The organism is Nonomuraea sp. B1E8, assembly GCF_039871515.1.
In the GTDB taxonomy this organism is placed as follows: Bacteria; Actinomycetota; Actinomycetes; order Streptosporangiales; family Streptosporangiaceae; genus Nonomuraea.
The window spans coordinates 123,246-146,924 of the sequence record NZ_JBDPLS010000001.1 but is presented as its reverse complement, the minus strand read 5'-3'; the positions used below and the strand labels follow the sequence as shown (position 1 = coordinate 146,924).

The window sequence follows — 23,679 nt, the reverse complement described above, 5'->3', positions numbered from 1 at the left end:
AACCGTGCCCGCAGGGACGACCGCGGTGATCGGATCGATCGCCACCGACCATCTGATGCACTTTCCGGGCCGCTTCGTGGACCATCTCGTGGCCGACCGGCTCAACCGGGTGGCACTGAGCTTCCTGGTCGACGATCTCGTCGTCCACCGGGGCGGGGTCGGCGCGAACATCGCCTTCGGCATGGGAGTCCTGGGACAACGCCCGGTGCTCGTGGGAGCCGTCGGCGCCGACTTCGCCGGCTATCGGGCGATCCTCGAACGGCACGGCGTCGACTGCGGCGGGGTCCTCACCGTGGAGTCTGCCCACACCCCTCGCTTCACCTGCACGACCGATGACGACCAGTGCCAGCTCGCGTCCTTCTACCCGGGGGCGATGACGGAGACCAAGAACATCGCACTCGCCCCCATCGTGGAGCGGTACGGCACCGAGCTGGTCATGGTGTGCGCCAGCGATCCGGACGCGATGGTCGCGCAGACCGAGGAGGCCAGGTCGCTGGGTGTGCCGTTCGCCGCGGACCCGTCGCAGCAGCTGCCCCGCCTCGACGGTGACCAGTGCCGCTCTCTGGTCGACGGCGCCACCTACCTGTTCACCAACGAGTACGAACTGGAACTGCTGATCCGCAAGACCGGCTGGGACGCCGACGAGATCACCGGCCGGGTCGGCCTGCGAGTGACCACCCTGTCCGACCGAGGCGTCGACATCGTCGGCCGCGACGGCACCGCGCTGCACGTCGGGGTGGTGCCGGCCCGGACGATCGCCGACCCGACCGGCGTCGGCGACGGGTTCCGGGCCGGATTCCTGGCCGGCGGGAACGGCGGGCTGGGGCTGGAGCGGGCCGCCCAGCTCGGGGCACTCGTCGCCACGCTGGTGCTGGAGTCGAACGGCGCCCAGGAGTGGGTCATCGACGCCGGCACCGACGTGGCCCGCCTGCGCGAGGCTTACGGGGAGGAGGCGGCGGCGGACATCGAGCCGGTGCTGCGCGCCGCCCTGACCTGAGCGGCGCTGCCGCGTTTCCCCGGCCGCGTATTCTTGTCGTGGCGCACCCTGTGCGCCACGAAGTGCGAGGAGATGCGGCATGCGAAGCATCGGATACATCGGCGTGCGGTCCGCGTCGGGGGAGGATTGGCTGGGCTTCGGCCCGCGCGTCTTCGGCTTCGAGACCTACCGGCTGCCGGACGGCACGGTCCGGGTGCGCTGGTGCGACCGGTCCCACCGCCTCGCGATCCACCCGGGCGACTCCGACCGGCTGCTCTACCTCGGCTGGGAGATCGGCACCGAGGATTCACTGGAGGGCGTCGCGGCCCACCTGACCGCCGCCGGGTTCGAGGTGACGGCGGGCTCGGCGCGGCTGGCGGCCGAGCGCTCCGTCGAGCGGCTCATCTTCTTCGACGACCCCTTCGGCCTGCGGCACGAGTTCTTCGTCGGCCAGGAGGAGACGGCGGGCTCCTACCAGGGCCGGCGGCCGACGTCGCGGACGGTCACCGGCGCGCTCGGCCTGGGCTTCGTCGTGCTGCGGCTGCCGGACCTCCAGCGAGGGCTCGACTTCTACGCCGGCGTGATGGGCATGAAGGTGTCCGACGCGATCAACCTCGGTGCGCACCTCGGCGAGATGTGGTTCCTCCGGTGCAATCCTCGCCACCACAGCATCGCCCTGCTCGAAGGGGGCGACGCCCTCCGGCTCGAACACCTGATGATCGAGGCGACGACGCTGGAGGAGGTGGAGATCGCCTGGGACCTGGCCAGGAGCGAGATGGACGCCTTCGTCAGCCCCGGACGCCGGCTGTCGGACAACATGTTCCTGTTCCGGGTCCACACCTCGACCGGCTTCAACGTCTGTTACGGGTGGGGTGCGACCCCGGTCGACGACGAGGAGAGCTGGATCCCGCGTTACATCGACTCGTCGACCGGCGCCGGCATCGTCTACTCCGCCGCCGCCGTCGTGACGGCGGGCGATCCTTCCTCCGAGGTCAAGCACTGACGTCGAGGGCGTCGATGATCTCCAGAGCCACCTGCGCGGCGAGGCGGTCGCGATAGGTGTTCAGGTCCAGTCCGGTGATCTCCTCGATCCGGTGGATCCGGTAGGTGACCGTGTTGGGATGCACGTGCAGCAGCTTCGACGCCCGTTGCGGGCTGTTGTTCTCCCGGAAGTAGCACATCAGCGTGGCGATGAACTCCGAGTGGTGCTTCCTCTCGTGGCGCAGCACCTCGCCGAGGATGTCCGTGGCGAACTCGCGCAGCGTCTCGATGTCGGGCACCTGGAGCAGCAGGCGGCCGATGCCCAGCTTGTCGAAGGCGACCACGGCGCCGCGCTGGCCGAGCCGCCGGATCACCTCGGTGGTCCGCCGCGCCTCCTCGTACGAGCGGGCGATGTGCGCCGGTTCGCGGAACGCGCCGCCGACGCCGATGGACACGCCGACGTCGGGGAACAGCGCCCCGAGGCGTTGCACGCACAGGGTGCCGAGCCGCTCGGCCCTGGTGGTCGAGCCCGGGGTGGTGCTCTCGGTCAGCACCACGACCACCTCGTCCGTGCGGACGGAGGTGATCGCGTCCGGGGACTGGGCGACGAACAGGCGCGCGGTCGCGCCCGCGGCGCGTTCGGTGACCAGGGCGCTGCGTTGGGTGTCGCCCGCGGGGGGTTCGAGGATGATCGACAGGACGCGGTGGTCGCGCTCGGTGTCGTAGCCGAGATGCTGCGCCCAGCGGACGACCTCGTCGTTGTCCCGGCCGGACCCGGACAGCAGCCCTTCGACGAGGTCGTCGCGCACCTGGCTGGCCGCTGAGAAGATGACACGCTCGCGGGCCAGGATCACCCCGCAGATCGTCGCGGCATGCTCGGCGATCAGCAGGTCGATGTCCTCGCCCTGGTCAGGGGCCGCCCCGACGAGCGAGACGAGATAGGCGGGCACGGTGTCGCCGACCAGGATCGGGGCCACGACGCGGGCCCGGCCGCGCGCCGGGTCCGGCAGCCGGAGCGGGTGGCGGGACTTGCCGGCGTTGGCGAGCATGTGCGCCAGCCGGGGATGGATCAGATGGTCGTGGACGTACTGGATGGCGCTTTCGTAGCTCTCGCCGGGCGAGGCCGCGGCGAGGATGCCCATCTTCTGGCTGATGACGGCCACCGTCACGTCGGTCCGGTGGGCGACGAGATGGGCGACCGTGCCGATGTCGGCGTCCTGGAGAGCCAGGCCGGACAGGTGGCGGTAGATCTCCACCAGGTCGCGGAGAGTCCGGTTTTCCTGGGTGATTTCGGTAGAACCGCTGGTGACACTGGTCAGGCCGGTGAACTGTGACTCTGCGGCCATGAGCGAATCCTAAGGTCGAACGCCGGGGTTGCCATGTGTGTGACGACAAAGAGTACGTCCCCATGTTGTGCTGTGGCCCACAGTCCTCCCTCGTCCTGTCGGCTATACGTGGTAACTGACCTGTGCCCGCCGCCGTCTGACCATGACGGCATTTCGGGTGGTCACCGCCTTGCGACGGGTATCCGGTAACGATCCTGAAACCGCCCATTTACGCAACGGCTCCCTCTTGACGCCCACGTAGCCGCAGGGCAGCATTGCGTTTACAACTATTGCACATTTTGTCCCATTATCGGACAACGGCGCGGTGGATCGATGTGACACGGGCGGACCCGGCGAGTGTCTCGCCCGGCTCCGACGCAGTCTTCGTTCCGCGCAGTGCTGGACGGAGGTGGCGGTGAGCGCAGGCATGGTAATGCGCCGGCTCGGCGGCGGTCTGCTGGTCTTGTGGCTTGTTTCGATACTCACCTTCTTGCTGGTGCAGCTGATTCCCGGCGATGTCGCCGAGGTGATCGCAGGTGAGAACGCCACGGTGGCCGAAGTGGCCAGGATCCGCGCCGAGCTCGGCCTGGACAAGCCCGTCCTGGAGCAGTACGTCAGCTGGTTCTCCGGCGTGCTGCAAGGAGATCTCGGCGACTCGCTGTTCACCAACCGGTCGGTCTCCTCGACGATCCTTGAGGCGGCGCCGCCGACCGTGATCATCACCCTGATGGCGATCGGTGTCGCGGTCGTGGTCGGCGTGACGGCCGGAATCATCGCGGGCCTGACCCAGGGCAGCTGGATCGACCGGGCCGTGTCGGCCCTGGCCACGCTCGGCATCGCGATGCCCAGCTTCTGGCTGGCCATGGTGCTCGTATCGCTGTTCGCCCTGGCCAACCCCTGGCTACCGGCGACCGGATACGTCGACATCAGGGAGGGATTCGGGGTGTGGCTCTCCCACGTGATCCTCCCCGCCACGTCACTCGGCCTGGCCACCTCGGCGGAGCTCGCCAGACACACCCGAGGCTGCGTCGCCGACGTGCTCACCCGCCCGTACGTGCGCACGGCACGGGCCCGGGGCGCGTCGGGAGCCTGGCTGGTCCGCAGGCACATCCTGCGCAACGCGGCCATCCCCGTCGTGACGGTACTCGGCCTGCAGACCGGACGGCTGCTCGGAGGGGTCATCGTGGTGGAGGCCGTGTTCGGCATCTCCGGCCTCGGCTCCCTGGCCGTCAACTCGGTGCTGCAACGGAACTACCCGATGATCCAGGGCTACGTCCTGTTCAGCGCCCTGATCGTGGTGGCGATCAACCTCATCGTGGACCTGGCCTACGGCTGGATCAACCCGAAGGTGCGTACGGCATGACCACCACCACGACGACCACGACTCCCACCGCCGTCGCCGCCAAGAGCTCGCGCCCCGCGCGGCACGTCGTCCTGACGATTCTGCGCCGGCCGGCCAGCGCGACCGCCGTCGCCTTCATCGCCCTCCTCGTCTTCCTGGCGATCGCCGGTCCGTCCGTCTCCCCGCACGACCCGGAGGCGCAGAACCTCGGCAACAGGTTCGCCGAGCTCAGCTGGACGCATCTGCTCGGCACCGACGAGTTCGGGCGCGATGTCGCGAGCCGGATCATCCAGGCCTCGCGCATCGCCGTCATCGCCCCGCTCATCTCGGTGGGCGTGGCGCTGCTCATCGGCCTGCCGCTCGGGCTGTGGGCCGGCCTGCGCCGCGGTGTCGTCGACGCCGTCGCGGGCCGGCTGGCCGACACGATCCTCAGCCTCCCGGCGCTGGTCGGGGCGCTGGCCATCGTCGCGGTGCTCGGCCCGGGGCTGGTCAACGCCATGCTCGCGGTCGGCATCATCTTCGCGCCCGGCCTGTTCAGAGTCGTACGCGGCGCGACGCTGGCCGTCGCGGAGGAGACCTTCGTCGACTCGGCGGTGGCCATCGGCTCGTCCACCCGGCGCACCCTGTGGGTGCACATCCTGCCCAACATCGCCGCTCCGCTGCTGGTTCAGGTCACGATCCTGATGGGCGTCGCGCTCCTGGCCGAGGCCAGCCTGAGCTTCATCGGCCTGGGCGTCCAGCCACCCGACGCCAGCTGGGGCTCGATGCTCAAATCCGCGTACACCAACCAGTTCCACTCGCCCTTCTCGGTGGTGCCGTCCGGAATCGCGATGGTGCTGACCGTGCTCGCGTTCAACACGATCGGTGACTCGATCCGTGACGCCGTCGGACTCAGGAGGCGGACATGACAGCAGGACCGGGACAGCGAAGCGACGCCGCCGAGCCGTTGCTGTCCGTCGAGGGCCTCACCATCGATCTGCCCGGCGGTGTCGGGCAGCCGGGGCTGGTCGAGGACGTCACCTTCGAGGTGCGCAAGGGGCGGGCGGTCGCGCTGATCGGCGAGTCCGGCTGCGGCAAGTCGCTGACCTCCATGGCGATCCTGGGCCTGCTGCCCACGGCCGTCCGGGTCGCGGCGGGTTCGATCCGCTTCGACGGGGTCGACCTGCTCACCTGCAGCCGGCGGGAGCTCCGCCGGATCAGGGGCGGGCCGGTCGGCATGGTGTTCCAGGAGCCGATGAGCAGCCTCAACCCGACGATGACCGTCGGCGACCAGATCGCCGAGGTGCGCCGGCTGCACCTGGGTGAGCGGCGGTCGGTGGCGCTCAAGCAGGCAGGACAGCTGCTGAGCCGGGTGGGCATCCCGAACGCCGAACGCAGGCTCGGGTCCTACCCGCACGAGATGAGCGGCGGCATGCAGCAACGCGTCATGATCGCGGCCGCCATCGCCTGCGACCCGAAGCTGCTGATCGCCGACGAGCCGACCACCGCCCTGGACGTCACGATCCAGGCCGAGATCCTGGAGCTGCTGCGCGATCTGCGGCGCGACCTCGATCTGGCCGTCCTGCTGGTCACCCACGATCTCGGCGTGGTCGCGGACTTCTGCGACGACGTGGTCGTCATGTACGCCGGTCACATGGCCGAGCGGACCCCCGTCGACCGGCTCTTCTACGAGCCGCGGCACCCGTACTCCAGCGCGCTGCTCGCCGCCGTGCCGCAGGCGGGCCGGGCCCGGACCAGCCTGACGGTCATCCCGGGCAGGGTCCCGTCCGCGGGGCAGTTCCCCGGCGGCTGCCGGTTCGAGCCCCGCTGCGGGCACAGCGTCGACGACGTCTGCCGGCGACCACAGGCCGACACGACCATCGGCGACGATCGCCGCACCCGGTGCGGGCGCGTCGCCTCCGGTGACCTGATTCTGAAGGGAACCGTCCGTGGCTGAGGATCATGTGGTCTTGCGCGTGCGCGGCCTGACCAAGTCGTTCCCGCTGCGCCGAAGCATGCTGGGCCGGACGCTGGAGAGCGTCCGCGCCGTCGACGGAGTCGACCTGGAGGTACGGGCCGGCACCACGGTCGGCATCGTGGGCGAGTCCGGATCGGGCAAGACGACGGTGGGCCGGCTGATGGCCCGGCTGCTCAAGCCCGACCAGGGCACGGTCGAGGTGGACGGCAAGGACGTCAGCAGGGCGCGCGGCAGCGAGCTCAAGGAGATGCGCAGCCGGCTCCAGGTCATCTTCCAGGATCCGTACGGCGCGCTCGACCCGACCAAGACGATCGGCCACGCCATCGCCGAGCCACTCCTGGTCCACGGCAAGATCGGCCGGGGCGAGATGCGTGAGCGCGCCGCCCAGCTGCTCGGCCGGGTCACCCTCGATCCGGCGTTCGTCGACAGGTATCCCGACGAGCTGTCCGGCGGGCAGCGGCAGCGGGTCTGCATCGCCCGCGCGCTGGCGCTCTCGCCGAGCGTCCTCGTCGCCGACGAGCCGACCTCCGCGCTGGACCTGTCCACCCGCTCGGAGATCCTCAACCTGCTGCTGTCGATCCAGCAGGACACCGGGCAGGCGATGGTCCTCGTGTCCCACGACTTCGCCACGGTCAGGCACCTGTCGCACCGGATCGCGGTGATGTACCTGGGCCGGATCGTCGAGGAAGGCACCGCGGAACAGATCGCGACCGACCCGCGACACCCGTACACCAAGGCGCTGCTGTCGGCGGTGCCCGTGCCCGACCCGGAGGTGCAGCGGTCGCGGCGCCGCACCGTGCTCAGCGGCGACCTGCCCGATCCGGCGAACCCCCCGACGGGCTGCCGCTTCCGCACCCGCTGCCCGGTCGCCCAGGACGAGTGCGCGCACCGTGACCCGCCGCTGCTGCGGATCGGCGCCCAGCACAGCGTGGCCTGTGTCCTGCACCAGCCGGACGACGCGCCGGTCACCGAGCCCCAGGAGACATCGCGATGAGCACCCCTGAGCAACGGCCGGGAGCTCTCCAAGGGATCCGCGTCGTCGACTTCGGTCACCACGTCGCCGGGCCGCTGGCCGCGGTCATGCTCGCCGACCAGGGAGCCGACGTCGTGCACGTCGACCGTCCTGGCGTCACACCCCCGGCCCACGACGCGTTCTTCAACCGGGGCAAGCGGCGCATCAGCCTTGACCTGAAGGACGCGGCGGACCTCGGCGTCGCCCGCGACCTCGTGCAGCGGGCCGACGTCCTCATCGAGAACTTCCGGCCAGGGGTGATGGACCGGCTCGGGCTCGGCTGGGAGGAGCTGCGCGCCGCCAACCCCCGGCTCGTCTACTGCTCGCTGCCGGGCTTCGCGGCCGACGATCCGCGCGCCGGAGTCCCCGGCTGGGAGGGCGTCATCGCGGCCGCCACCGGCAACTGCCGGATCCGGGCCGGTCACGCGCCGGACGGCTGGGATGACACCCGGCCGACCTACACCGCGATTCCCGTGGCGTCCAACTTCGCGGCGTTCTGCGGCGCCTTCGCGATCGTGGCGAGCCTGACCGCCCGGCAGCGCACCGGGCGTGGCGACCGGGTCGAGGTCCCGCTGTTCGACGCGATGTTCGAGGCCATCGGGGGGAGCGGCGCCTACCCGGTCGCGCAGGGGCTGCCGCCGGAGCGGGCGATCAGCTCCAACGGCAGCGGCACGTACCGCTGCTCGGACGGCAGGTACGTGCAGTTCAACCCGATCGGCGCGACGCCCCGCTTCCTCGCCTGGTTCCTCGACGCGGCCGGGGTGACGGCCTGGGTGGGCGAGGGTCTGACCGACCGTGCCCGGCTGGACCGCGACCCGGAGCTGCGCCGGCTGCTGCACGATCGGCTCACCGCGCTGTTCCTGACCCGCCCGGCGGGCGAGTGGGAGGAGCTCGCCGGCGTGGCGGGCGTCCCGCTCGCCGCCGTCCGGACGCTCGCCGAATGGCTGGAGAACGACCACGCGCTCGCCTCCGGGCAGGTCGTCGTGGTCGACGATCCGGAACTGGGTGCGACGGCGATGCCCGGCTCGGCGGTGTGGTTGTCCGCCACACCCGCGCTGCCCGGCAGGCCCCGGCACCTGCCCGACGCGGACCGTGCCGAGATCCTCGCCGAGCTCGCGTCGCCCGCCGGCCCGCCGAGTGCTGAGCTCACGTCACCGGCCGGCCTGTCGAGTGCTGAGCTCGTGTCGCCCGCCGACGCGTCCCCCGCCCGCCCGCTGCGCGTCGAGGCCGATCCGGTCGCGCTGCCCTACGCGGGGCGGCGGGTCGTCGACCTCACCCAGATCCTGGCCGGGCCGAGCGCGGGACGGATCCTGGTCGAGTTCGGGGCCGACGTCGTGAAGATCAACTCGCCGCAGCGGCGCGTCGGCGCGCACGGGTTCGTCAACCGCGGCAAGCGGACGATCCTCGTGGACGTGAAGTCGAGCCAGGGCCAGCAGATCCTCTGGCGGCTCATCAACGAAGCGGACGTCCTGACCCACAACTTCCCCGAGCGGACCGCCGAACGCTACGGCCTGGGCTACGAGCACGTCCGGGCCCGCCGCCCGGACATCGTCTACGTCTCCGTCAGCTGTTACGGCTACGGCGGGCCATGGGCGGGCCGCCGGGGATACGAGACCCAGGGCCAGGCGGCGACCGGGATCATGACCCGGGCGGGCGGCGACGGCCGGCCGGCCGTGCTGGGCCCCTACAACCTCCTGGACTACGGCACCGGCGCCATGGCCGCCTTCGCCGCGGCGGTGGGCATCTATCATCGCGAGCTGACCGGCGCCGGCCAGCAGGTGCGCACCTCACTCACCCAGACGGGCGGCTATCAGCAGGCGAGTTTCGCGGTGCGCCCCGCACACGAGCTCCCGTCAGGCCAGAACGTGTCCACGGGTGAACGCGCGGCCGTCGCAGCAGGCCAGAATGTTCCCACGGGTGAGCTCCCGGCCGTCACGCCAGGTGGGAACGTTCCCGCGGGTGAGCGCGCGGCCGAGCCGAGCGGGCCGGCGGCTCTCGGGCTCGGCGCGTGGCATCGGTTCTACCAGGCGGCCGATCGATGGTTCTTCCTCGGGACGGCCCGGCGGTCCCTGCCGGTGCTCCGCGAGGTCCCCGGCCTGGAGCAGGCGCTGTCCGGCCTCGACGGGTCCGACGACGACGCGGTGGCAGCGGCCCTGGAGACCGCCTTCCGTACCGCCACCGCCCGCGAGTGGACCGGCCGCCTCACCGAGGCGGGGCTGGGCGCGCATCCGGTCACGACCCTCGCGGAGCTGATGACCGACCCGTGGGCCCGGTCCAAAGGGCTCACCGTCACCCAGATCTCCGAGGAGGTCGGCGAGGTGGTGATGCCGGGCATCGCCATCCGGGTGCACGGCAACCCGCCACGCCTGGGCCATCCGGTACGCCGGCCCGGCGCCGACGCGTACGAGGTGCTGGACCGGATCGGGCTCGCCGGCTCGGCCGAGAGGCTGGAACAGGCCTGGGCCGTGCAGATGTCCGCGTTGCCCGCGGGTTGGGACCACTTCTGACCCAGGCCATTTCCACCGTGACGAGCAAGCCAACAGCACATCCCCGGCCCGCTGAGCGGGACACGCCGCGATCCGCGGCACTGACAGGAGGACTGATGAGCGAGGACCAGGCCACCCGGTGCGACCTGTTGATCAAGGGCGGCCGGGTCCTGGACCCCGGGCAGGGGCTCGACGGCGTCATGGACATCGCCGTGACCGGCGGCCGGGTCACGGCGGTGCGGAAGGACATCCCGGCGGACTCGGCGCGCCGGGTGATCGACGCGAGCGGCTCCGGGCGCTACGTCGTCCCCGGCCTGATCGACATCCACACGCACGTCGCGCACGGGGCGATCACCCCCGGCGTGGGCATGGAAGGCTGCGACCCCGACGACATCGGCGTGCGGTCGGGAGTCACCACGCTGGTCGACGCCGGATCCGTCGGCGTCGCCAACATCGGCGTCTTCTCCGCCTACATCCAGCCGAACGCCAGGACGCGGGTCATCCCGTACCTGAACATCGGCAGCTACGCGCACACCATGCCCACCATGATCGATGTCAACGACCTGGCCGAGATCGACCCGGTCGCGATCGCCAGGTGCGTCGCCGCCAACCCGGGGCTGGTCCAGGGGATCAAACTGCGGCTGGTCGGACCGCTGGTCGCCACGCACGGCAAGGACATCGTGTCCGCGACCAAGGCGGTGGCCAGGGAGCACGGGGTCCCGCTGATGGTGCACATCGGCGACCTGTCCGCGCGGCGGCGACCTGATCCGCACCTGCTCGAACCGGCCACCCGCTTCGCCATCGAACAGCTCGACGCGGGCGACATCCTCACCCATCTGTGCACGCCGAACCACGGTGGCGTGATGGACGCGGCGGATCGGATGATGCCCGCCCTGCTGGCCGCCCGGGAGCGCGGCATCACCCTGGATTCGGCGCTGGGCAGGGGGAACTTCGGCTACCGGGTCGCGAGCGAGCAACGCGCGCTCGGTCTCCTCCCCGACACCATCAGCAGTGACCTGACGGCGGCGGGCGAGACCTTCCACTCCCTGCTGGAGTGCATGGCGAAGTTCATGGCCGTGGGCTACACCCTGTCCGAGGTGGTCCGGATGACCACGGCGAACGCGGCGCGGGCGATCCGCGCCGAGCATGAGCTCGGCGCGATCGCGGTCGGCCGGGAAGCCGACCTGACGGTGCTCGACCTGGTCGAGGGCGACTTCGAGTTCGTCGACACCAAGCAGGAGGTGTTCCACGGCGGCTTCGGCCTGCGGCCGGTGCAGACCGTACGGGCCGGCGCGCTGATCGCGCCCGGCTGGGGGACGCACCCGTGGGGCTGGCTGCCGGCGCCGCGTTCGGGGGCGGCGTCATGACGGCGGTGATGCGCGGGCACGGGCGCCGGTTCGAGGTCGACGGTGACTGGGAGCGGCTGCCGGACGGCCTCCAGCACGCGGACGTGGCCGCGGTGGACGTCGACGCCGCCGACCGCGTCTACCTGTTCACCCGCTTCGACGGCCAGGTCATCGTGTACGAGCGCGACGGCACCTTCGTCCGCAGCTGGGGGAAGGGCCTGTTCACCACGCCGCACGGGCTGACCGTCGGGCCGGACGGCGGCGTCTACTGCGTCGACGCGGGCGACCACACGGTCCGCAAGTTCACCCCCGAGGGCGACCTGCTCATGACGCTGGGCACGGCCGGCGTGGCGTCGGACACCGGGTTCGCATCCGGCCGTCCGGTGCGCGTGCACAGCGTCGAGGGCGTCCGGTACGCGGGCGGGCCGTTCAACCGGCCCACCAACCTGGCCGTCGCCCCGGACGGCGACCTCTACGTGAGCGACGGGTACGGCAACAGCCGGGTGCACAGGTTCACCGCGTCCGGTGACCTGATCGGCTCCTGGGGCGAGCCCGGCACCGGCCCCGGGCAGTTCCATCTGCCGCACTGCCTGGACATCGCGGCGGACGGGCGGGTGTTCGTCGGCGACCGGGAGAACGACCGGATCCAGATCTTCACCCCCGACGGCCGCTTCATCGAGGAGTGGACGGACATCCGGCGCCCGTGCGACCTCACCATCGCCCCGGACGGCTCGGTGTACGTCGTCGAACTGTGGCGGCCGGAGGGCAAGAGGTCCTTCGTGCACGGCGAGGCGGAGCACGACCAGCCCGCCCGGCTGACCGTGCTGGACCCGCACGGCCGCGTGGCCGAGCGGTGGGGGGACTCCACGACGGATCGTACGGCGGCCGGCAATTTCATCGCACCGCACGGGATCGCCCTGGACTCCCACGGTGACCTGTACGTCGCGGAGGTGACGTACAGCTTCGCCATCAGACCCGGCTGGGTCGCGCAGTCGAGCGCCCGGCACCAACTGCAGAAGTTCCTGCGCGTCGGCGCGGGAGAAGACATCGTGGCTAGGAGACTCGCATGAGGCGCGAAAACCGGATCCTCACCTCGCACGGCGGCAACCTGCCGCGTCCCAAGGACCTGGACGAACTGATCGCCCAGGGCGACCGGGAGGCCATCGACGCGCGCCTGCCGGGCGCGGTGGCCGAGGTCGTCGCCCGTCAGATCGAGTGCGGCATCGACACCGTGAACGACGGCGAGTACGTCAAGGCCGCGAACATGGCCGGCTACAGCGGCTACATCCACGCCCGGGTGACCGGCTGGGAGACGCTGCCCATCGACCCGAGCCTCCCGCCGAAGCGCGAGTACGTCGCCGCGCGCGACAGGGCGGACTTCCCGGGCACCTACGCCTCCGGCCTGTGGCTGTCGGGAGCCGGTGGGCCGGTCAGGCCTGGCTTCGCGACCCCTGGCGCCGTACCCAAGATGCCGACGTCGGGCCGGGTGTGCACCTCGCCGATCACGTACATCGGCCAGGACGCCATCGCCGCCGACATCGCGGCGATGAGGACGGCCGTCGACGGCAAGGAGGTGGACGGCTTCATCGCCGCGCTGGGGCCGCTCAGCCTGGGCGCGGGCGCGCGGAACGAGCACTACGCGAGCGAGGAAGAGTACATGTTCGCCGTCGCCGAGGCGCTCCGCGAGGAGTACCGGGCGGTCACCGACGCCGGACTGGTGCTGCAGATCGACGAGCCCGAGTTCGCGACCACCTGGCAGTTCCACCCGTCGTGGACGGTCGAGGACCTGCGCCGCTACCTCGAGTTCGCGGTCGAGGTGATCAACCACAGCATCGACGGGTTGCCGGCCGAGCAGATCCGGATGCACACCTGCTGGGGCAGTGGTCACCGGCCGCACACGCACGACATCGGCCTCGAACACATCGCGGATCTGCTGATCAAGGTCAACACACAGGCTTACGCCATCGAGTCAGGAAATGTCCGGCACGCACATGAGTGGCGGGTGTGGGAGGACGTGAAACTGCCCGAGGGCAAGATCCTGGTGCCCGGCGTGGTCAGCCACGCCACCGACCTGGTCGAGCATCCGGAACTGATCGCCGAACGGCTGACGAACTTCGCCAGTGTGGTGGGAAAGGAGAACCTGCAGGCGGGGACCGACTGCGGAATCGGATCGCGCGTGGGACACGAGGAGATCGTGTGGGCGAAGCTCGCCGCGCTCTCCGAAGGCGCCGCGATCGCCAGCAGCCGCTTGTGGGCCGACTAGCCCGCGGCTCAAGACCAGGACCTGGTGGGGGCGGAGTTCAGCGTCACGGCTGAAGACAGGTCGCCGAGAACAACCGGACACGCGGATACGGGCCGGCACGTCGATGACGGAGCCGGGGAGCACCGCGGGTCGCCAGTCAAACCAGCCAAGCTCGCTTCTGAAATATGGAGGCAAAAGCCGTGAAACGAGCAGCAGTCACATCGGCCGGCGTGGTCCTCGCCACCGGTCTCGCCCTCTCCGGCTGCGGCGCCGGGACGACCGACCAGCCGTCGTCGAGCGCTGCCGGCGCTCCCGACGGTGCGGCCGTCCTGCGCTGGGCCGTGCCGGGCAACCCGACCTCCTTCGACCCCCGTAAGGCCGCCCCGCTCGACCCGGTGTTCCTCGACGTGGTCTACGAGAGCCTGATCGGCCGGAGCATGGCCGGTGAGATCGAGCCAGGACTGGCGACGGAGTGGGAGTTCTCGGACGAGAACAAGGTGATCACGCTCAAGCTGCGCGAGGGGGTGAAGTTCCACAACGGTGAGGACTTCAACGCCGAGGCCGCCAAGACGTCGCTGGAGGCGTTCAAGAAGAGCGGCAACCTCGCGTCGGCGCTGTCGGTTCTCGACAAGGTCGAAGCGGTCAGCCCGACCGAGCTGAAACTGACCTTTTCCGAACCGGCCGGCTACATGGTCAGCGTGCTCGCCGGTGAGGCCGGCATCGTGGTCGCGCCCGGTGCGCTCGACGATCCCAGTCTCCCGTCCAAGCCGGTCGGCACCGGAGCCTTCGAGCTCACCTCGCTTGAGGTGGGAAAGGTCTCCTTCAAGAAGTTCGAGGACTACTGGAACGCCGCCGAGACGACCATCGGCGGCGTGGAGATGACCGTCTACTCCGATGAGACGACCCGGCTGCGCGCGGTGAAGTCAGGGCAGGCCGACGGCACCTCGATCAAGCCGGACCAGATCGAGGAGTCCGAGGCGGCGGGCATGACGGTGATCAAGGCCCCCAACACCACCTTCAACGGGATCCTGCTGAACACCAGCCAGCCGGAGCTCAAGAACCCGAAGGTCAGGCAGGCGCTGCTGTACGCCATCGATCGTGAGTCGCTCAACAAGAACCTGTTCGAGAACACCTGTGTCGGCGTGGTGCAGCCGTTCCAGAAGGGCTTCTGGGCGAACGTGCCCGAGCTGAACGACGTGTCCTCCTATCACGACCCGGAGAAGTCCAAGCAGCTCCTGGCCGAGGCCGGTTTCCCGGACGGCATGGAGTTGACGCTGGAGGTCGGCCCCAACACGTCGTACCAGGTGCTGGCCCAGGCGCTGCAGGCACAGCTGAAGGAGGTGGGCATCAAGGCCACGATCAAGGTGCTGGAGTTCCAGCAGATGATCAGCGCCCGCCGGACCGGCAAGTTCACCGCCACAGTGGCGCTGGTGCAGGCCGGGCGGCCCGACCCGACCCAGTTCGTCCAGGACTTCTACATGAAGGGCGGCTCGTACAACCCGGGCGGCTTCTCCCTTGACGGGGTCAGCGAGCTGCTGGCGAAGGCACGGGCCAGCGAGGACGTCGCGGAGCGTACGGCGCCGATGCAGGAGATCATCAAGAAGGTCGTGGAGGCCGGGCCGCCGGTGATTCCGGTGTGCGGCGTGACCTACGTGGCGGCCTACCGCAAGGGAGTGACCGGACTCGACGCGCCGGTGGTCGGTGACTACGACTTCGCCTCGGTGAAGATCAGCAAATAACGCAGAAAGGAAGCCCATGCGGCTCAACGACAAGGTGGCCATCGTCACCGGATCAGGGCGTGGCCTCGGCCGCGCGTACGCCGAGGCGCTGGGCGCGGCCGGTGCCGCCGTGGTGGTCAACGACATTGACGCCGATGTCGCCGAGGAGACCGTCGAGGCGATCACCGCAGCCGGAGGTCGTGCCGTCGCCGAGGTGTGCGCGGTCGGCGCCACGGAGTCGGCCGACGCGCTGGTGCGGCGGGCGGTCTCCGAGTTCGGCCGCCTGGACGTGATGTGCACGAACGCCGGCGCGCTGCGTGACCGGACCCTGGCCAAGGTCACGGACGAGGAGTTCGACCTCGTGGTGGACAGCCACGTACGTGGCACCTTCACCTGCGGTCGCGCCGCGGTGCGCCAGTTCCGGGAGCAGGGCGGCGGTGGCCGGTTGATCCTGGTCGGCTCACCGGCCGGTCAGTACGGCAGCTTCGGCCAGACAGCGTACGCCGCGTCCAAGGCGGCCATCATCAGCATGGTGCGGGTGTGGTCGATCGAGACGGCGAAGCTGGGCGTGACCGTGAACGCGATCGTGCCCACCGCGCTGACCAGGATGGCCGCGACCATCCCGGCGCTGACCGAGGTCGTCGCCTCGGTCGAGGCCGGCGGGCCGGTCCCGGCCGACCTGCGCCGGCGCGGCATCGGCAAGGTCGAGGACGTGGCGCCGCTCGTCGTCTACCTGGCCTCGGACGAGTCGGCCGGCGTCACCGGGCAGTACCTCGGGTTCGGTGGCGACCGGTTCGCGATCTGGGCGCACCCGAAGGAGGCGTTCGTCACGCATCGCGACGGTGGGTGGAGCGCGGAGCAACTCGCCGCCGACTTCGCCGGGTTCTCGGAGCATCTGCAGAGCCACACCCCGCCCCCGAAGTGACCGGCGCGAACCGCCCCAGCCGGTGCTGGGGCGGCTCGGCTCGTTCAGCGCGGACGCCGTACGAGACATGGTGCTCAGCCGAAGTAGAACGCGTGCGCGGCCAGTGAGATCCGGCGGCGCAGTCCGGCGTCGGGCACGAGGTGGGCGAAGGAGTCCACGGCGTCGCGGTAGGTGACCTGGCGGCGGGCGCCGACGAACGGGGCGTCGCTGCCCCAGAAGACGTGCTCCGGCCCGGCGGCCTCGATCAGGGTCGCCGCGTGGCCGGCCAGGGTGTCCGGGCCGACGTCGAAGCGGTAGCCCGCGGACAGCTTCACCCACACCCTGCCGGTGTCGAGGGCCCGCAGCAGCGCCGCGCCGCCGGCTCCGGCGTAGCCGGCGTCCCGGTCCGGATCGCCGAAGTGGTCGACGACGACCTTCACCCCGGAGGCGGTCAGCCGGTCGAGCACCGGCGGCAACCGGTCGCGCTCGATGTTCAGCTCGACGTGCCAGTCGAGGTCCGCGACCCGGAACAGCAGCCGCCGGTACGCCGGGTCGGTGAGATCCGGCAGGTCGGAGAGCCGCCGCCACTGGAACCGGACGCCCACCACGCCGTCCGCCTTCATCCGTTCCAGGACGTACCGGTCGACGGTGGGCTCGACGATGACGGTCCCGCGCAGCCGCTCGTGCTCGCGCAACGCGTCGATCGTGTAGTCGTTCAGGTCGCCGAGCAGGCTCATCGCCGAGAGCACGCCGTAGCCGACGCCGTGCTCGTCCATCATCGACAGGAACGACTCCGCCGTCAGCTCGCCCTCGGGCCGGGTCCACGCCCGCGCCGCGAGGGGCAGCGCGCGGGTGAACAGGTGGACATGAGTGTCCACGAGAGGTACGCGGCCGCCCGTCATGGTGTTCCGATGCGGTAGAGCGAGGCCGACGTGCCGCCCAGGACCAGGGCGGCGTCCCGGTCGGACAGGCCGGAGACCGACTCGCGGGCGATCCGGACCATGTCCGCGTACGTGCCGGGGGTCTGGGTGACGTCCGACCCCCACAGCACCCGCTCGGCGCCGAACCGGGAGACCAGCCATTCGACCACGACCGACGGCCTGATCCCCGCCGCGATGATCCGGGCGAAGTTGAGCGTCGTCACCTTGACCAGGACCTGCGGCAGGTCGGCCAGCGCGAGCAGCCCGTCGGCCCCCGGGTAGGGGGCGGCGCGGTCCGTCTCGACGCTCGCGATGTGATCGACGACGACCGGCGTGCCGGGGAACTCGCGGGTCACCGCGGCGAGCGCCCGCAGGCTCTCGTCGCGGTTCCAGCGGTAGATGTGCAGGCACATCGACAGCCCCAGCTCGCTCGCCTGCCGCCACACCCGGCGGGCCTGCGCGCCGGCGAACCACCCGGTGCCGGGCGTGCCGCCGTGCTGGTTACCGCCCGGCGAGGTGAGGCGGACGGCCACGGCACCGCGCTTCGCCCAGTGGCGCACCATCTCCGCCGCGTCCGGCGCCTGCGCGTCGAGCACGCACATGGCGGCGAGCCGGTCAGGGTGCCGTGTCGCCGAGTCCACCACGTAGCTGTTGTCGTAGCCGTACACGTGCGCGCGCTGGACGGCGATCGCGCCGGACAACCCGTGCTCCCGCAGCGCGGCGAGCAGCCGCTCCGCGGTCATCGGGTCGTTCCGTACGGCCTCGCCGACCGTGCCGCCGGGCGGGTCGAACGGGTAGGCCGGGTCGTCGGTCACCAGGTGCGCGTGGGCGTCGATCAGGGTCATCGGATGCGCTCCCAGGTGAGGATGGGGGTGGGCGGCCGGCCGGGGGTTCGCTCGGCGCGCAGGATCAGCCGGTCCCCGTCCACGACGGCGAGGCGGACCAGGGTGGCGCCGATCCAGTTGGGGTAGATGGCGGTCTCCACCTGGTGGATGACGCGGTCGCCGGCCCATTCGTAGCGTCCGGCGTACGCGCCGTAGGTCCGCACGGCGGCGAGCTTCTCCGCGTCGGTGGCCCAGCGCCAGTTGTCCGACCGCAGGGGCGGACGGTCGCCGGCCATGTACTGCACCGACATGTGGCCGTCGGGCCCGTAGATGAGCAGGCCGAGCGGCTCGTTCCCGAGGGGGCGCGCGCCGTCGTCGGGCTCCCCCTCCATCACGTAGTCGACCAGCCGCCAGCTGCCGACGATCACGAAGCGCCGCCGATCTGCTCACGGAACGCCTGCGCCATCGAATGGGCCGTGCGGGCGAGCATGGTGGCGTCGTTGCCCATGATGAGGAACTCGTGGCCGAGAGCCGCGGTCCGGACGGCCGAGGGCGCGTCCACGCAGGCCGCGCCGCAGGGCTTGCCCGCGGCCACGGCGGCGGCCCGCGCCCGGTCGAGCGACTCCTTGACCACGGGATCGTTCACGCGGAGCCCGAGGGAGACGGACAGGTCGCCGGCGCCCAGGAACACCGCGTCGATCCCCGGCACCGCGAGGATGCCGGCGGCGGCGTCTATGGCGTCCGGGCTCTCCAACTGGGGGATGCAGACGACGTCCTCGTTGCCGACCCGGATGTACTCGTCCCGGGGCGTCAGCCCCCATCTGCCGGCGCGGCTGGTTCCGCCCGCGCCCCGCCGGCCGAGGGGCGGGAAGCGGGTGGCCGCGACCACCCGTTCGGCGTCGGCCACCGAGTCGACGTGGGGGACCAGGATGCCCCGCGCGCCGGCGTCGAGGACCCGCTGGATGGTCGAGCCCTGATGATCGGGCACGCGGACCAGGGGGTCGACGCCGTGGGCCGTGGCGAGGCTGATCATCCGGGCCGCGAGGGTGAGATCGAGCGGGGCGTGTTCGAGATCGATGACCACGAAGTCGAATCCGGCGCCGGCCATGATGTCGACGCTCTCGGTGGTCGCCAGCTTGATCCAGGTGCCCAGCCGTGGCGCCTGCGCGGAGGCGTTCGCGAAGAAGGTCATGCCGTCGTGATGTGCTCGGGGGCGGGGTACTCATCGGCGTTGAGCACCCATCCGGCCCTGGCGGAGAAGTCCGCGCGCGGTGGGCTGAAGATGTCGATGAGCAGGTGGGCGCCCTCGCCGACCGCCTGACTGGTGTGCTCGGTGGGCGGTGGGATGATCGCGACCGAGGGGCTGCCGACGGCCGCGTGCTCGTCGGCGCGCCACTGTGAGCGCTTCGACGTCCAGGGCGTCCGGACATGATGGATGTAGTCGCCGGCGACGGTCAGCGAGCACTGCTCGAAGTCGTCGTGGTGATGAGGGGAGAGCCGGTCGGGATTGCGCGGGCCGTACCTGGGGTCGCCGAAGTTGACCATGAACGCGCTGGACCGGAAGATGCGGCCGAACCGGCCGGGCTCCAGCGGATGGTCGGCGTTCCGGTAGACGCGCAGGCGGTGTCCGGCGGGCGGGTCGGGCCACGGCTCCAGCAGGGCGACGCGCGGATGGTCCTCGGTGTACGCCGAGGCGTTGCCGCAGCGCGCGAGGAGGTCGGTGGTCCGCACGTCGAACAGGCGGACCAGGTCGGCGTCACCGTGGGCGGTGACGGCGCTGTCGCCGGGTGGCACGATGACCACGCCGCGCCCGGTCACCTCCCGGCTCTCGGCGGCGGCCGTCACGTCGATCGTGATCTCGTCATGGGGCAGGACGATGACGTACTCCTCCCGCTGCGCGGTCGCGTCGCGGCGCAGCGTGTCACCGGCGATCAGGCGGGTGAAGGCGAGCACGAAGTTCTGGCCGCGCACGTACCAGGTCCTGCTGCCGAGCTCCGTGACCTCGTCCGGCGGCAGCGTCAGGAACTCGTAGGTGGCGAGCGCGGCGATGGGGGCGTTCGGATCCGTCGTGCTCGTGGTCGTGCTCGTGTTGAGCGCCGCACGAGGGTCGTTGGGGCTGTACACGTGATTCGTCCTTACGGTCAGTCGTCCAGGCCGAGCAGGTACGACGGGTTGACGCGGACCATCTGCCGCAGGTCCTTCTCGGGCAGCCCGAGATCCAGCAGGGCGGACCCGACCCGGATGAAGGAGTCGACGGGCATCGGGCGGCCGACCTGGCCCAGGTCGGAGGCGAGCACGGTGTGCTCAGGCCCGATCCGCTCGATCCAGTCCATCAGCATGTCCGGGCCGCCGCGCGCCTGGGCGACCTCGGAGTCGTACATGCTGGTCTCGTGCTCGATGTAGGCGCCGAGTTCGATGAAGTCCTTGCACTGCGCGGGGTCGGAGCCGATCACGAAGTTCGGATGGCTGACCACCAGTCGCCGGACTCCCGCGTCGCGCGCGGCGGTGAAGACCTCCCGGATGTCGTCGGGGGCCATGTGCCCGGCGGAGAGCAGCGCCCCGGTCTCGGCGATGACCTCGATGACCTGGCCGACCTCGGGGATGAGCTCGCCGTCCGGGCCACGGACGTCGACCTGGGTCGTGGTCAGCGGGATCGTCGGCTTGGGGAAGCCGCCGCCGGAGTTGTGGTGTGCGACGTGCGCGCGGGAGGAGATGGTGGGGAACCAGACGCATCGTCCGCCCATCCGCAGGCACATCTCCACCGCGTGCGGGTTGATGCCGCCGACCTGGTTGTTCAGCGCGATGCCGCCGTAGACGGCGGTGCTCACGCCGGCCAGGCGGTCGCCCATCGCGAGGAGGTCCATCACCGTGTTGTGGTGATGGGACTTCGCCAGGAAGGCGCGCATGCCCAGCCGCTCGCCGTCCTTGGCAGCCTGGACGTGGTCGAACGCGCGTGGCAGCGGGTTGGGCCCGGAGTGGCAGTGCAGGTCGACAAGGCCGTGCAGGACTCGCTCGACAGCGGGTCGGGTCATCGTTGTTCCTCCTGCGCGTAGCCACCGGCCAGGGTGCGATGACCCTTGACAGGAACACCGCCACGATAGCATTGTTACAAATTACGGACTTACTGTACGATAATTGCGACTCGCTGTTCTGACAAGTACTTGTCCCGGCGAGATGTCCAGCGCGATGACCTGCGCTGTCGCTCGAACCCGATTGGGGGCCACGTGCCGGAGGCGACCTACACCTGGGCGGAGATGATGGCGATCTCCATCTCGCACGAGATGGCCGACGGTGCCTTCGGCTCCGTGGGCGCCGCATCGCACATTCCCGCCGCCGGGCTGCGCCTGGCGCAGCTCACGCACGCGCCCAACCTGTCCTTCTTCTGTGGAGGCAGCGGCGCGATGAACCCGAAGATCCAGCGGTTGACCGAGTCCTCGGCCGACTACCGCAACCTCGTGACCAGCGAGTATCACTTTAGCCTCGACGACGTCGTGGACTTCGAGACCGCGATGCGCTTCGACTTCGCGTTCCTCGGCGGCATGCAGATCGACAAGCACGGCAACCTGAACATGGCCATGATCGGCGACTGGCACAAGCCGAAGGTGCGCGGCCCTGGCACCATCGGCCTGATCTTCCTCGGCGGCTTCAAGACCAGCTACATCTACACCCAGCACCACACGCCGAAGATCTTCGTCGACAAGGTCGACTTCGTCAGTGGCGCCGGCTGGCTCGACGGTGGCGACGCCCGCTCCAAGGTCTTCCGCCCGGAGTCCGACGGCCCCCGGCGCGTGTTCACCCCCTTGGGCGTGTTCGACTTCGAGCCGGAGAGCAAGCGGATGCGCCTGATCAAGGTCCACCCGTGGAGCAGCATCGAGAAGATCCAGGCGGCGACCGGATTCGAGCTGCTGATCGCCGACGACGTGCAGACTGTCAGCGCCCCCAGCGACGAGGAACTCACCCTGCTCCGGACCCAGGTCGATCGCGACGGTGTGCTGCGCCGCTACCCAGCCGTGGTCTGAGCGCTCATGAGCCTTCACGATCGGTACGTCGTCGCCGACGGCTGCACGACCCACTATCTGGAAGCCGGGGACGGTCCTCCGCTGATCCTCCTGCACGGCGGCGAGTACGGCGCCTCCGCCCGGCTCGCCTGGGAGAACTGCGTCCCGGCGCTGGCCGAGCACCATCGGGTGCTGGCGCTCGACTTCGTCGGCTTCGGGCACAGCGACAAGCTGCGCGACTTCGGCGGCCAGCGCCGCCTCATGCTGCGGCAGGTCGCCGGCGTGCTGCGCACCCTGCGCATCGACTCGGCGGACTTCATCGGCACCTCACTCAGCGGGCGGATGCTGCTCGACGTCGCCAACCGGCCGTCGCCCCAGTGGCCGATCCGCTCGATGGTCGTGGTGGGCACCGGACTGGCGGCCCCGGTGGCGGAGGCCCGCGCCGTGCTGGAGGACTTCGACGGCACGCTCGACGGCCTGCGCCCGTCGATGGACGTCCTCTTCCACGACCCGCGCTGGAAGCACAGCGAGGACTACCTGCGCCGCCGCCATGAGTACTGCATGGTCCCGGGCGCGTGGGAGACCGCCGCGGCGGGCAGCCTGCGCGCGCCGGGACGTGACAGCGGCGAACGACGGCCGCATGTGCGCCCGCCCGCCCGCGACTACGGGCGCGTCGCCGTGCCCACCCTCCTCGTCCGGGGCCGGCACGACCGGCTGGTGCCGCCGCTGACCTGGCAGGAACTGGCGGGGCAGATCCCTGGCGTGCGGACCGAGACGATCGACGGCAGCGGTCACTATCCGCAGATCGAGCGCTCGGCCGAGTTCGTCGAGGTGGCGCTCGGGTTCCTCGCGCGAACGAAGGCGGAGGCGTGATGGCTGACGTATACCTGGAGTCCGGCGGCGAGGACGGCCCCGCGGTGCTCTTCCTGCACGGCTCCGGCGCGTCCGGAGCCGTCTGGAGGCCGGTGCTGGAGCGGCTCGGCGAGCGCGGCACCCGATGCCGGTGGCTGGTCGCCGACCTGCCGGGGCACGGCCGCTCCGGCCATCGTCAGGACTACTCGCCCGAGGGCTACGCCGACGCGGTGGCCGCGGCGCTCACCGGCGTCCAGGGCCCGGTGACCGTCGTGGGCCACTCGCTCGGAGGGATGATCGGGATGACCCTCGCGGACCGGACTCGCGGCATCACGGTCGGCTCCCTGGCGGTGGTCGCGATGAAGGTCGCCTGGACCGAGGAGGAACTGGCCCGGCGGGCCGCGATGGCCGAGCGGCCGGTCCGGGTCTTCCCCGGCGAGGAGCAGGCGCGCGAGCTGTTCGGGCGGGTGTCCGGGATGACCGGGCCCGCGTTCACCGACGAGGATCGCGCCACCGGGGTCACGGCCCGCGACGGCGGCTACGGGCTCTCCGGCGATCCGGGCATCGCCAAGGCCGGCCCGGCCACCGGTCCTGAGCTGGCCGCGCGCATGCGCCGGGTGACCTGCCCGGTCGAGCTGGCCTGCGGTGACCACGATCCCGGCATCGAGCCGGCGGACATGGCCGAGGTGCTCGGGCACCCGGTCACCGTGCTGCCCGGCGCGGGGCACAACGTCCACATCGAGCGCCCCGACCTCATCGCCGACCTGGTCGAGCGGGCACTCGGCCGCTGACGACC

At 70.8% G+C, this 23,679-nt stretch carries 22 protein-coding genes; 15 read left to right on the top strand and 7 right to left on the bottom strand.

The window, feature by feature from the left end:
* Window positions 1-4: 4 nt before the first annotated feature.
* Both ABGA98_RS00695 and ABGA98_RS00690 read left to right on the top strand, forming a co-directional pair.
* Entirely contained in the window at window positions 5-997 is a 993-nt protein-coding gene (locus ABGA98_RS00695) for a PfkB family carbohydrate kinase (RefSeq protein WP_347616188.1), read from the top strand.
* Between the two features lie 79 nt (window positions 998-1,076).
* Complete coding sequence (locus tag ABGA98_RS00690; protein ID WP_347616187.1) at window positions 1,077-1,979, top strand: VOC family protein; 903 nt, start codon at window positions 1,077-1,079, stop codon at window positions 1,977-1,979.
* Here the strand turns inward: ABGA98_RS00690 and ABGA98_RS00685 are convergent.
* The gene (locus tag ABGA98_RS00685) at window positions 1,969-3,303 is read right to left on the bottom strand and encodes a helix-turn-helix domain-containing protein (RefSeq protein ID WP_347616186.1); all 1,335 of its coding nucleotides are present in this window, start codon (window positions 3,301-3,303) and stop codon (window positions 1,969-1,971) included. The genes ABGA98_RS00690 and ABGA98_RS00685 overlap by 11 nt on opposite strands.
* Before the next feature lie 406 nt (window positions 3,304-3,709).
* Between ABGA98_RS00685 and ABGA98_RS00680 the strand changes: the two genes are divergently transcribed.
* The 10 genes from ABGA98_RS00680 (at window position 3,710) to ABGA98_RS00635 (ending at window position 16,310) form a co-directional block, all read left to right on the top strand.
* Window positions 3,710-4,645, top strand: coding sequence for an ABC transporter permease (locus tag ABGA98_RS00680; protein WP_347617682.1), 936 nt, complete (start codon window positions 3,710-3,712; stop codon window positions 4,643-4,645).
* Window positions 4,642-5,532: an ABC transporter permease gene (locus tag ABGA98_RS00675; protein ID WP_347616185.1), complete on the top strand. Its 891-nt coding sequence runs from the start codon at window positions 4,642-4,644 to the stop codon at window positions 5,530-5,532. The genes ABGA98_RS00680 and ABGA98_RS00675 overlap by 4 nt, the downstream gene beginning before the upstream one ends.
* Complete coding sequence (locus ABGA98_RS00670; protein ID WP_347616184.1) at window positions 5,529-6,560, top strand: ABC transporter ATP-binding protein; 1,032 nt, start codon at window positions 5,529-5,531, stop codon at window positions 6,558-6,560. The genes ABGA98_RS00675 and ABGA98_RS00670 overlap by 4 nt, the downstream gene beginning before the upstream one ends.
* Window positions 6,553-7,575, top strand: a complete 1,023-nt coding sequence (locus tag ABGA98_RS00665) for an oligopeptide/dipeptide ABC transporter ATP-binding protein (RefSeq protein ID WP_347616183.1) — start codon at window positions 6,553-6,555, stop codon at window positions 7,573-7,575. The genes ABGA98_RS00670 and ABGA98_RS00665 overlap by 8 nt, the downstream gene beginning before the upstream one ends.
* Window positions 7,572-10,100 carry a CoA transferase gene (locus ABGA98_RS00660; RefSeq protein WP_347616182.1) on the top strand — a complete coding sequence of 843 codons (2,529 nt, stop codon included), beginning with the start codon at window positions 7,572-7,574 and terminating at the stop codon, window positions 10,098-10,100. Before ABGA98_RS00665 ends, ABGA98_RS00660 begins: the two co-directional genes overlap by 4 nt.
* A gap of 95 nt (window positions 10,101-10,195) precedes the next feature.
* Complete coding sequence (locus tag ABGA98_RS00655; protein WP_347616181.1) at window positions 10,196-11,446, top strand: amidohydrolase family protein; 1,251 nt, start codon at window positions 10,196-10,198, stop codon at window positions 11,444-11,446.
* Window positions 11,404-12,495: a peptidyl-alpha-hydroxyglycine alpha-amidating lyase family protein gene (locus ABGA98_RS00650; RefSeq protein WP_347616180.1), complete on the top strand. Its 1,092-nt coding sequence runs from the start codon at window positions 11,404-11,406 to the stop codon at window positions 12,493-12,495. The genes ABGA98_RS00655 and ABGA98_RS00650 overlap by 43 nt, the downstream gene beginning before the upstream one ends.
* Window positions 12,492-13,688, top strand: coding sequence for a cobalamin-independent methionine synthase II family protein (locus tag ABGA98_RS00645; RefSeq protein ID WP_347616179.1), 1,197 nt, complete (start codon window positions 12,492-12,494; stop codon window positions 13,686-13,688). Before ABGA98_RS00650 ends, ABGA98_RS00645 begins: the two co-directional genes overlap by 4 nt.
* Window positions 13,689-13,867: 179 nt before the next feature.
* Entirely contained in the window at window positions 13,868-15,406 is a 1,539-nt protein-coding gene (locus ABGA98_RS00640) for an ABC transporter substrate-binding protein (protein WP_347616178.1), read from the top strand.
* A gap of 16 nt (window positions 15,407-15,422) precedes the next feature.
* Window positions 15,423-16,310, top strand: coding sequence for an SDR family oxidoreductase (locus ABGA98_RS00635; protein WP_347616177.1), 888 nt, complete (start codon window positions 15,423-15,425; stop codon window positions 16,308-16,310).
* Window positions 16,311-16,384: 74 nt separating this feature from the next.
* Here the strand turns inward: ABGA98_RS00635 and ABGA98_RS00630 are convergent, their stop codons facing one another.
* Genes ABGA98_RS00630 through ABGA98_RS00605 form a run of 6 tightly spaced genes read right to left on the bottom strand, consistent with a single transcriptional unit; the run spans window position 16,385 to window position 21,065 of the window.
* Window positions 16,385-17,167, bottom strand: a complete 783-nt coding sequence (locus ABGA98_RS00630) for an amidohydrolase family protein (RefSeq protein WP_347616176.1) — start codon at window positions 17,165-17,167, stop codon at window positions 16,385-16,387.
* Between the two features lie 20 nt (window positions 17,168-17,187).
* Window positions 17,188-18,054, bottom strand: coding sequence for an amidohydrolase family protein (locus ABGA98_RS00625; RefSeq protein ID WP_347616175.1), 867 nt, complete (start codon window positions 18,052-18,054; stop codon window positions 17,188-17,190).
* Window positions 18,051-18,461: a lipocalin-like domain-containing protein gene (locus ABGA98_RS00620; protein ID WP_347616174.1), complete on the bottom strand. Its 411-nt coding sequence runs from the start codon at window positions 18,459-18,461 to the stop codon at window positions 18,051-18,053. The genes ABGA98_RS00625 and ABGA98_RS00620 overlap by 4 nt, the downstream gene beginning before the upstream one ends.
* Window positions 18,458-19,225, bottom strand: coding sequence for an aldolase/citrate lyase family protein (locus tag ABGA98_RS00615; protein ID WP_347616173.1), 768 nt, complete (start codon window positions 19,223-19,225; stop codon window positions 18,458-18,460). Before ABGA98_RS00615 ends, ABGA98_RS00620 begins: the two co-directional genes overlap by 4 nt.
* Window positions 19,222-20,157 carry a hypothetical protein gene (locus tag ABGA98_RS00610; protein WP_347616172.1) on the bottom strand — a complete coding sequence of 312 codons (936 nt, stop codon included), beginning with the start codon at window positions 20,155-20,157 and terminating at the stop codon, window positions 19,222-19,224. The genes ABGA98_RS00615 and ABGA98_RS00610 overlap by 4 nt, the downstream gene beginning before the upstream one ends.
* 17 nt (window positions 20,158-20,174) lie before the next feature.
* Complete coding sequence (locus tag ABGA98_RS00605) at window positions 20,175-21,065, bottom strand: DUF6282 family protein (protein ID WP_347616171.1); 891 nt, start codon at window positions 21,063-21,065, stop codon at window positions 20,175-20,177.
* A 192-nt stretch (window positions 21,066-21,257) separates the two neighbouring features.
* Between ABGA98_RS00605 and ABGA98_RS00600 the strand changes: the two genes are divergently transcribed.
* From ABGA98_RS00600 to ABGA98_RS00590, 3 genes are read left to right on the top strand one after another with little or no spacing between them, the layout of a single operon-like run.
* Window positions 21,258-22,052 (top strand): CoA-transferase, encoded by a 795-nt coding sequence (locus ABGA98_RS00600; protein ID WP_347616170.1) that lies wholly within the window; start codon window positions 21,258-21,260, stop codon window positions 22,050-22,052.
* Window positions 22,053-22,058: 6 nt separating this feature from the next.
* Window positions 22,059-22,904, top strand: a complete 846-nt coding sequence (locus ABGA98_RS00595; RefSeq protein WP_347616169.1) for an alpha/beta hydrolase — start codon at window positions 22,059-22,061, stop codon at window positions 22,902-22,904.
* Complete coding sequence (locus tag ABGA98_RS00590) at window positions 22,904-23,674, top strand: alpha/beta hydrolase (protein ID WP_347616168.1); 771 nt, start codon at window positions 22,904-22,906, stop codon at window positions 23,672-23,674. The genes ABGA98_RS00595 and ABGA98_RS00590 overlap by 1 nt, the downstream gene beginning before the upstream one ends.
* The last annotated feature ends 5 nt before the right edge of the window (window positions 23,675-23,679 follow it).